At 68.3% G+C, this 8,040-nt stretch carries 8 protein-coding genes; 1 reads left to right on the top strand and 7 read right to left on the bottom strand.

Going from position 1 to position 8,040, the window contains the following annotated elements:
* Together AWQ71_RS27675 and AWQ71_RS27670 are read right to left on the bottom strand one after the other, a co-directional pair.
* The coding region (locus AWQ71_RS27675) for a hypothetical protein (protein ID WP_157570611.1) at positions 1 to 331 on the bottom strand (331 nt) is incomplete at its 3' end.
* Positions 332 to 375: 44 nt separating this feature from the next.
* A complete protein-coding gene (locus AWQ71_RS27670) occupies positions 376 to 615 on the bottom strand; it encodes a hypothetical protein (RefSeq protein WP_067138176.1) in 240 nt (79 codons plus the stop codon).
* A 1,118-nt stretch (positions 616 to 1,733) separates the two neighbouring features.
* Between AWQ71_RS27670 and AWQ71_RS27665 the strand changes: the two genes are divergently transcribed.
* Positions 1,734 to 2,117 (top strand): VOC family protein, encoded by a 384-nt coding sequence (locus AWQ71_RS27665; protein ID WP_067138175.1) that lies wholly within the window; start codon positions 1,734 to 1,736, stop codon positions 2,115 to 2,117.
* A 327-nt stretch (positions 2,118 to 2,444) separates the two neighbouring features.
* On the opposite strand, the gene AWQ71_RS27660 is transcribed toward AWQ71_RS27665, so the two are convergent.
* From AWQ71_RS27660 to AWQ71_RS27640, 5 genes are all read right to left on the bottom strand, one after another.
* Complete coding sequence (locus tag AWQ71_RS27660; RefSeq protein ID WP_067138174.1) at positions 2,445 to 3,140, bottom strand: class I SAM-dependent methyltransferase; 696 nt, start codon at positions 3,138 to 3,140, stop codon at positions 2,445 to 2,447.
* 206 nt (positions 3,141 to 3,346) lie between these two features.
* A complete protein-coding gene (locus AWQ71_RS27655) occupies positions 3,347 to 4,474 on the bottom strand; it encodes a hypothetical protein (protein ID WP_067138173.1) in 1,128 nt (375 codons plus the stop codon).
* Positions 4,475 to 4,900: 426 nt separating this feature from the next.
* Positions 4,901 to 6,085 carry an acyl-CoA dehydrogenase family protein gene (locus tag AWQ71_RS27650; protein WP_067138172.1) on the bottom strand — a complete coding sequence of 395 codons (1,185 nt, stop codon included), beginning with the start codon at positions 6,083 to 6,085 and terminating at the stop codon, positions 4,901 to 4,903.
* Complete coding sequence (gene dmpG, locus AWQ71_RS27645) at positions 6,082 to 7,113, bottom strand: 4-hydroxy-2-oxovalerate aldolase (protein WP_067138170.1); 1,032 nt, start codon at positions 7,111 to 7,113, stop codon at positions 6,082 to 6,084. The genes AWQ71_RS27650 and dmpG overlap by 4 nt, the downstream gene beginning before the upstream one ends.
* A 20-nt stretch (positions 7,114 to 7,133) precedes the next feature.
* Positions 7,134 to 8,036: an acetaldehyde dehydrogenase (acetylating) gene (locus AWQ71_RS27640; protein WP_067138169.1), complete on the bottom strand. Its 903-nt coding sequence runs from the start codon at positions 8,034 to 8,036 to the stop codon at positions 7,134 to 7,136.
* Positions 8,037 to 8,040: the final 4 nt, after the last annotated feature.

The raw sequence follows: 8,040 nt of genomic DNA, 5'->3' as shown, positions 1-8,040 counted from the left end.
GACCGGCGGTGTGCGGCAGGCGCGGGAGTTGCCGGGAGAGTGTGACGCGTTCTCCGGCACGGGCGGTGCGTGACCCGGTAGCTGCCGCCAGCCACGCTCCGATCGACCGCCGCCCGAACAGATGGTGGCCTTTACCCGCTTCGGCTATCGGGAGGCGAGCGGCGATCGCGGCTTCGGCCAGATCGATCGCCCGCGCCAGGGCGACGATCTCCGCCATCGCCACCTCAACCTCGATCCCAGCGCCGGTCTCGGTCTCGGCTCCAGCCCCGGTCTTGGTCTCGCCCGGCACCTTCCCCGCAACCGCGGCCAACCGCTCGGCACGAGCCAGCAACCTGATGACATCGCGTCCAGCCAGGTTCAGATCGGGCCAGTCCGCTACCCGGCTATCACCACCAGCAGCATCCGGGCCTGTGGCGTTCTGGCTGTCACTGCCAGCGCTGCCTGCACCAGCGCCTCGGCGGCCGGTGGTAGCGCCCCGGCCGACGGCGTCCTGGCCATTCCGATCAGCGCCCCGGCGGTCACCGCCAGCACCTTGGCGATCAGCATCAGCGGCCCGGCCGTCGGCGGCAGCAGCCCAACCATCGCGCCGACCGTCACTTCCTCGCTGAGCCTCATCCCAGCGGCCCCAGCCCTGCCTGTCCGCGTCCTGCTGGTCCCTGCCGTTCGGCTGCCGATCACCCCGACCGGCACACACGGGACGGCTCGCGGGCGACTCATCGAGGGTGGAGCGGCGGCCTTGCCAGATCCCATCCCAGGCCGACAGGTCACCACGGTTGCATCCAGGCCGCGGTAGCTCGTCCCGACCGGAAAGAGCACCGCCACCGGCGAGGCACTGCGACCCCTCCCCGCCATCAGGCTTCTGGTCTACTGACGCGTCCGGAAGGCCGAGCAGCCGCCGAGCCCATGACCGTGTCGTTTCCGGCTCACCGCTCCGCGCAACTCGCCCCTCGGGGCGCGCCAAGTCGTGCGGGACGGGATCAGGGGCTCCCCCGCCGCCACCGAATCCGCGAGCGTGATCGAAGAGCCCTGCACTGCGAGCGCAGTCGAGAAGCACCGCACCGTAGGAGTCACCGGAGAAGCGATCCGATCCGATGAACGGCGTGTGCCGCCTGGACCCGCGCCGCTGCGGGGATGCGGAAGGCGCGTCGGACGGCCGGGACGGAGCAGCGCCCTCCGGTCGGCGCGACAACAGCACACCACCCGAAAGCATCATCTCTTCACACCTCCCCTCCCGATCTGGCGGCCGACCCTCTGCGAGGATATCGTTCACACGTTCGATAGGCAACTCTAAGTAGTCACGCTTGCACTGTTTGTGAGAACTGTGTACGACATTCCGTTTGGCTGGTATTCGCGAGAGGCGGAGCGACAGCATTCGTCGAGGCGCACACGGGCCTCGCCGGACGAGGCCGAGGACGGCGGTGACGGCGGAAGCAATGGCCGCCGCGCGGAGGGGTGAAGGCAATGGCCGCGGGCCGGAAGGGGCGGAGGGCGTCGACGTGCGGCTCGGACGCGGGACTCGCTCGGCTCGGGTGCCCCACCGAAGAGCCCGCGAAGGGTGACAGGTACCGGAGTGGGCGCCTTCTAGAAGGCCACTGAAGATCTTGCTCGCGTGCGGTGCTCTTGCCTGTAGCCAGGGCGTGTATCGAAAGTGCCGCCATGCGCCTGAGCCGCGTGCGCGAAGGCCGAGCGCAACTCGGTGGCGTCTGGAGTGGAAGTCAGGAAAGCTTGCACGCATGGTTTCGGTATTGCAGAACGTGGCGATTGACTGTGCGGATGCCTACGAGCTGGCCCAGTTCTGGAGCAGGGTGACCGGCCATCCGCTGCATCCCGAGGACAAACCGGGCAACCTCGAAACTCAGGTACTGCTGGCGGAGGGCCCGGTGCTGTACTTCAACCAGGTGCCCGAGCCCAAGAAGATCAAGAACCGGATCCATCTGTGCTTGCGACCTGAGACCTCGCGTGAGCAGGAGGTGGAACGGCTGCTGGGCCTCGGTGCCACCTTTGTCACAGATCACCGGAATCCTGATGGCTCTGGCTGGGCAGTCCTTGCCGACCCTGAAGGCAACGAATTCTGTGTTCTTCGCAGCGATTCCGACCGAGCCGCGACGAGTTCCTGAAGCTCACGCGCCATCCTGGCCGGTTTCATATGACCGCCGGTCCACAGCCACTCATTGATGGTCGCGATGCGAACGGTCGCCTCGTACCGGACCGCGAGTTTGTCGTACCTCGTGGCCACGGCTCGGTGCCTTTTGGGCGGTTGTCAACGACGCTCAAAAACGGGCCCTGGCATCAGTTTCGTGACGTCAACACACGTAAGGGCTGCATCTGTTCAGCAGCAGGGCGACCTTGGCCGCTGGCGTTCGGTCAGTGTGGCGCCCCGGAGCCGGAGCGCCACGCCAGAGGCGATTCTTTCTATGACGTGGGATGGAGTTCGTAGATTGCGATCAAGAGCGTTTTAGCTTTACCGCGAGGAAAGATGGCGCTTGGTGAAGCTTGTTGTAGGCGGCTTCGTCGATCTCCCGAAGGCCGGCCGTGGGGCGCGGCTCGATCAGCTGCTCCAGCACGAACCCTGCGGCCAATAGCTCGCCCAGGAAGGTCTCCAGGGGCAGGCGCTGGTAATGGATCGAGAGCTTGCTGTCTCCGAGAGGCAGGTCTCTCCAGTCGTGGCTGAAGTACGAACCTCCGAAGTGGCGCCAATCGGCTGTGGGATGGGTGGTCGACACCAAGAGCCATCCACCTGGCCGCAGGACGCGGCGTAGTTCATCCAGCAGTTGCACACGGTTCCTGACGTGCTCGTACACGAGGGCGCAGACCACCCCGTCGAAGGATGCGTCAGCGGTGAAGCCGAGTGGCTCTTCCCGATCATGGAGAAGTAGTTCTGCGTGGCCGTTCACGCGCGCTCGCGCGTGGCGCAGCAGGGTGGCGCTGCCTTCGATTCCGACTACCTGAGCACCGCGGGCCAAGAGCTCGGCCGCGTAGTGGCCTGCTCCGCAGCCGACATCCAGGATTCTGGCCCCGGAGACATCGCCCGCGAGTTGAAGCATTGCCGGTCTGTCGGTGTAGGCGTTGTAAGGGCTCGTCTCCGCATGTTCGGCGAAGTGATCGCCGAGTGCGTCATGGTAAGCGGTCGCCTTGCGCATCGGGACATCATGGCGTGGTCGCCAGCCCGTCGCCATTGAGTTCCAGGTGAGCCGGTGGATGGCGGCGTGACATGCAAGCCGAACAGACGGGGTCGTCCCGGAAGCCATCCGGAGCCCTTTGGCATTTCGCCGGCTGTCCCCGACGCGTGAGACCGGCCGAAAGTGCTCTGCGACCTGGGAAAACGTCGCCAAGACATCCGATCTGCCTAACCTGTCAAGTCATGTCCGCCTGGTTGCTTCTGCAGGGTCCTCTTCGGAAGGTTGCGGAAGACGCCTGAGGCTTTGCCGATCACTCCGGTGGCCAGGAGTGGGCCGCCGGGGACGGCCGAAAGCGAGGTCAGTTCTCCGCCGGACGGAACCCTTGTCCAATGGCCGGATGGGTCGCGGTGGGCGAGGGCGGAGTCGTCGCCGTTGAAGTCGGTGGAGCCGAGAAACCAGTGGCCGCCCTTGCCGTCGGGGACGGGTGGGCGGTCACGGCTCATGCGTCCGGCCTTCGCGGAGGTGTCCTCGCTGCGCCAGCCGGAACCGGTCTGGGAGAGCAGGAACGACGACGCCCCGATCTCCCCCGTGATCCAGATGCCGGTTGGATCGGCGGTGATGGCGGTCAGCCAAGGACCGATCGGGTCGAGCGGGAAACCGTCGGACGGGGGCGGAGTCTTGGGCAGCGCCGCAGTCACGTCGACCCGGGTCCAGGCCTTGCCGTCGAAGTGGCGCACCGAGGAGGAGGCGACGTCGAGGGCCCAGATGTCGGAGGCGGAGCGGGCGCTGACTCGGTAGGCGGAAAAGGAGACGCTCTGATCCGACCAGGTGGCGCCGTTGTAGTGCCAGGCCTTGTAGTCGCCCAAGACCCACACGTCGTTGTCAGCGGTGACGGCAAGGCTCCCGGCCGTACCGCGCAGCTTCTGGACGATCGCCCAGCGGTGTCCGTCCCAGCGCAGGACGAAGGTGCCGCTCTCGTCGTTGGCTAGGGCCCACACGTTGGAAGGGGCGGACGCGGCGACCGAGCTTATGTCGCCGCGTTTCACCGGGAAGTCGCTTTTCGTCCAGCGGTCGCCGTCCCAGTGGAAGACCGTGGGGCGGTGCGGGCCGTCGGCCATCGGCAGCCAGGCGCCAATGCCGAGAATGTCCCAGCCGACGGCCCAGGCGTCGTGCTCGCCGGTGGCGATGACCTGTCCATAGGTGACCGACGGCTGGGCTGCCACCAGTTTCCAGCGGTCGTTGCCTTCGTCCCAAGAGGCCGTCCGCCAGATCCAGAGGCCAGCGGCGGCCGCGACCGCCGCGACGGCGGCTGCCCACCCGAGCCACCGCCCGGTGACGGCCAGCTTCAGAAACATGGTCGAAGCGTATAAAGGCCGCCAGAACGGCGCATGAGTATTCGTACTCAGCTGGATGAGCGTAGGGGCCCAGGGTCGTGAAGGCCTTCAGCGACACGTAGCAACGGCGGGCGGTGATCGAGAGGGACCGAGGCGCACTGCCTAAGCAGAGGGCTCCAGGCCCGGTATCGCAATAGGCGTTCACTCGGTCCCCGTCGAACGCCACCCGCCACGGCTCGCACCGTCGCGCGGTGGCCACTGGACAGTCATTAGGTCATCGCATGCCTAGAAATACGGCCGCCAGCGACACATGGCTGCATGGGCCTCGGAAAGCAAAAGAGCCCCCGGAGGGGCTCTGAGCTGCCGTTATGGCTGCTGGCAGGTCCAAGGTTCGAGCCGGCGGTCATGGGAGCCGTCGGCCTTTTCCCGCCGAGCGTTGCGGAGGGGTCAGATCATGGAGCGCATCGGGCCGTTCGGCGGGTCGATGTCGAGCTGGGTGAGCGCGGAGACGTGGAAGACCGCGCCGGGCACGTGGATGGCGTGCGCCAGTCCCATGTGCGCGTCCCGCCAGAAGCGCTGGATGGGGTTGTCCATGCGCATGGCGTTGCCGCCCGAGCGGGCGACGATCTCGTCGACCGCGCGCACCGCGCGCCAGGCCGCCGCGACCTGGGTCCGCCGGCCGACCGCGCGCTCGTCGAAGGTGACCTCGCGGCCGGAGGCGACGATGTCGTACATCCGGGAGGCGTTGTCGAGCAGCGCCGAGCGGGCCGCCGCGATCTCGGCCGCCGCCTCGCTGATCGCGTACAGCACGTACGGATCGTCCTTGATCCTGGTGCCGGTGACCTGCACGCGGCCCCGCTGGTACGCCATGTGGTGCGCGAGGGCGCCCTCGGCGATGCCGATCACCGAGGCGGTGATGCCGAGGGGGAACGCGGCGGAGAACGGCAGGTGGTAGATGGGGTTGGTCAGCCCGGCCTCCTTGGCCGCGGAGCCGTCCACGACCTTCGTGTACTGCAGGGTGCGGTACTCGGGGACGAAGGCGTCCTTGACGATGATGTCCTTGCTGCCGGTGCCGCGCAGGCCGACGACGTCCCAGGAGTCGTCGACGATCTGGTAGTCGGACCGGGGCAGGATCAGGTGCATGGAGACGGGCGGCTGGGCGGGCTTGCCCTCCTCGTCGCCGAGGAAGCCGCCGAGGAAGATCCAGTCGCAGTGGTCGGTGCCGGACGAGAACTGCCAGCGGCCGTTGAAGACGTACCCGCCGTCCACGGGCCGGGCGACGCCCATCGGCGCGTACGGAGAGGCGATCCAGGTGTCCTGGTTCTCGCCCCAGACCTCCTGCTGCACCCGGGGGTCGGCGAACGCCATCTCCCAGGGGTGGACGCCCACCACGCCGGCGACCCAGCCGGTCGAGCCGTCGAGACTGGCGATCTTCATCACGGTCTCGGCGAAGTCCCGGGGGTGGAACTCGAGGCCGCCGTGAGTCTTCGGCTGGAGCATCCGGATGACGTTCGACTCGCGCAGCACCTTGGCCGCCTGGTCGTCGAGTCTGCCGAGGGCCTCGTTCGAGGTGCCGAGGGCGCGTAGTTCCTCGGCACGCTGGTTGATCGCCTCGAGTACCTGGTTGGTCATGCTTTCTCCCGCTTCCCCGCGAGTGCGACTGCGATTTCGATGAGCTGGTCTTCCTGTCCGCCGACGAGCTTGCGGCGCCCGGCCTCGATGAGGATCTCGGCGCCCGAGACGCCGTACTTCCTGGCCTGGCGGTCGGCGTGTTTGAGGAAGCTGGAGTAGACCCCGGCGTAGCCCATGGTCAGTGAGAGCCGGTCGAGCAGGCACTCGCCGTCCATGATCGGGCGTACGACGTCCTCGGCCGCGTCGATGATCTTGAGGATGTCGATGCCGGTGCGGATGCCGAGCTTCCCGGCGACCGCGGCGAACGCCTCGACGGGGGTGTTGCCGGCCCCGGCCCCGAACCTGCGGGTCGAGCCGTCGATCTGGAGCGCCCCGGCGCGTACGGCGAGCACCGAGTTGGCGACGCCGAGGCCGAGGTTCTCGTGACCGTGGAAGCCGACCTGGGCGTCCGGCCCCAGCTCGGCGACCAGGGCGGCGATCCGGTCGCCGGTCTGCTCCATGATGAGCGCGCCGGCGGAGTCGACGACATACACGCACTGGCAGCCGGCGTCGGCCATGATGCGCGCCTGTTTGGCGAGGACCTCCGGTGGCTGGCTGTGCGCCATCATCAGGAAGCCGACGGTCTCCAGGCCGAGGTCCCTGGCCAGCCCGAAGTGCTGGACCGAGATGTCCGCCTCGGTGCAGTGGGTGGCGATCCGGCAGACGGCGGCGCCGTTGCCGGCCGCCTCGCGGATGTCGTCCTGGACGCCGAGGCCGGGCAGCATCAGGAAGGCGATCTTGGCGCGCTTCGCCGTCTTGACCGCCGCCTTGATCAGCTCCTGCTCGGGCGTGTGGCTGAAGCCGTAGTTGAAGGACGAGCCGCCGAGGCCGTCGCCGTGCGTGACCTCGATGACCGGCACCCCGGCGTCGTCCAGGGCCGCGACGATGGAGCGGACGTGCTCGACGGTGAACTGGTGCTGCTTGGCGTGCGAGCCGTCGCGCAACGACGAGTCGGTGACCCGGATGTCGAGGTCGGCGCTGTAGGGCATGGATCGATCTCCTCGTGAAGTCAGGCGCGCTCGGAGACGACGCGCTGCGCGAAGCCCTCGCCGACCTTGGTGGCGGCGGCGGTCATGATGTCGAGGTTGCCGGAGTACGGCGGGAGGAAGTCCCCGGCGCCCTCCACCTCCAGGAAGACCGCCACCCGGGCCAGCCCGCCGCTCACCGGCGTCGGGTCGTCGAACTGCGGCGCGGCGCGCAGCCGGTAGCCGGGCACGTACGAGGCGACCGAGGCGACGACGTCGTGGACGGACGCGGCGACGGCGTCGCGGTCCGCGTCCTCGGGGATCGAGCAGAAGACGGTGTCCTGCATGAGCATCGGCGGCTCGGCCGGGTTGAGGATGATGATCGCCTTGCCCCGCCGCGCGCCGCCGATCGTCTCGATGCCGCGGCTGGTGGTCTTGGTGAACTCGTCGATGTTCGCCCGGGTGCCGGGGCCGGCCGACGGGGAGGCCACGCTGGCCACGATCTCGGCGTAGGCGACCTCGGCGACCCGGGAGACCGCGTGCACGACGGGGATCGTGGCCTGGCCGCCGCAGGTGATCAGGCTGACGTTGGGCGCGTCCAGGTGGGCGCCGAGGTTGACCGCGGGCACGACGGCGGGGCCGAGCGCGGCCGGGGTCAGGTCCACGGCCTGGATGCCGAGGGCCTGGTACTTCGGCGCGTTGACCTTGTGGATGTACGCGGAGGTGGCCTCGAAGACGATGTCGGGGCGCTCGTCCTGGGCGAGCAGCCAGTCGGCGCCCTCGGCCGAGGCGATCAGCCCGTGTGCCTCCGCCCGCTTCAGGCCGGGACTGTCGGGGTCCACCCCGATCATCCAGCGCGGCTCGATCAGGTCGGAGCGCAGCAGCTTGTACATCAGGTCGGTCCCGATGTTGCCCGAGCCGACGATGGCGGCGGTCGCCTTGGTCACTGTC

Origin of the sequence: Microtetraspora malaysiensis, assembly GCF_001528665.1 — a bacterium.
Classification (GTDB): domain Bacteria; phylum Actinomycetota; class Actinomycetes; order Streptosporangiales; family Streptosporangiaceae; genus Microtetraspora_A; species Microtetraspora_A malaysiensis.
This window is presented reverse-complemented; position numbering and strand designations above follow the sequence as displayed.

Bases quoted from the DNA above. Each gene is read 5' to 3' on its own strand.
- AWQ71_RS27655 (WP_067138173.1), bottom strand. From the start codon at position 4,474: ATGTTTCTGAAGCTGGCCGTCACCGGGCGGTGGCTCGGGTGGGCAGCC.
- AWQ71_RS27670 (WP_067138176.1), bottom strand. From the start codon at position 615: ATGAGGCTCAGCGAGGAAGTGACGGTCGGCGCGATGGTTGGGCTGCTG.
- dmpG (WP_067138170.1), bottom strand. From the start codon at position 7,113: ATGCCCTACAGCGCCGACCTCGACATCCGGGTCACCGACTCGTCGTTG.
- AWQ71_RS27650 (WP_067138172.1), bottom strand. From the start codon at position 6,085: ATGACCAACCAGGTACTCGAGGCGATCAACCAGCGTGCCGAGGAACTA.
- AWQ71_RS27660 (WP_067138174.1), bottom strand. From the start codon at position 3,140: ATGCGCAAGGCGACCGCTTACCATGACGCACTCGGCGATCACTTCGCC.
- AWQ71_RS27665 (WP_067138175.1), top strand. From the start codon at position 1,734: ATGGTTTCGGTATTGCAGAACGTGGCGATTGACTGTGCGGATGCCTAC.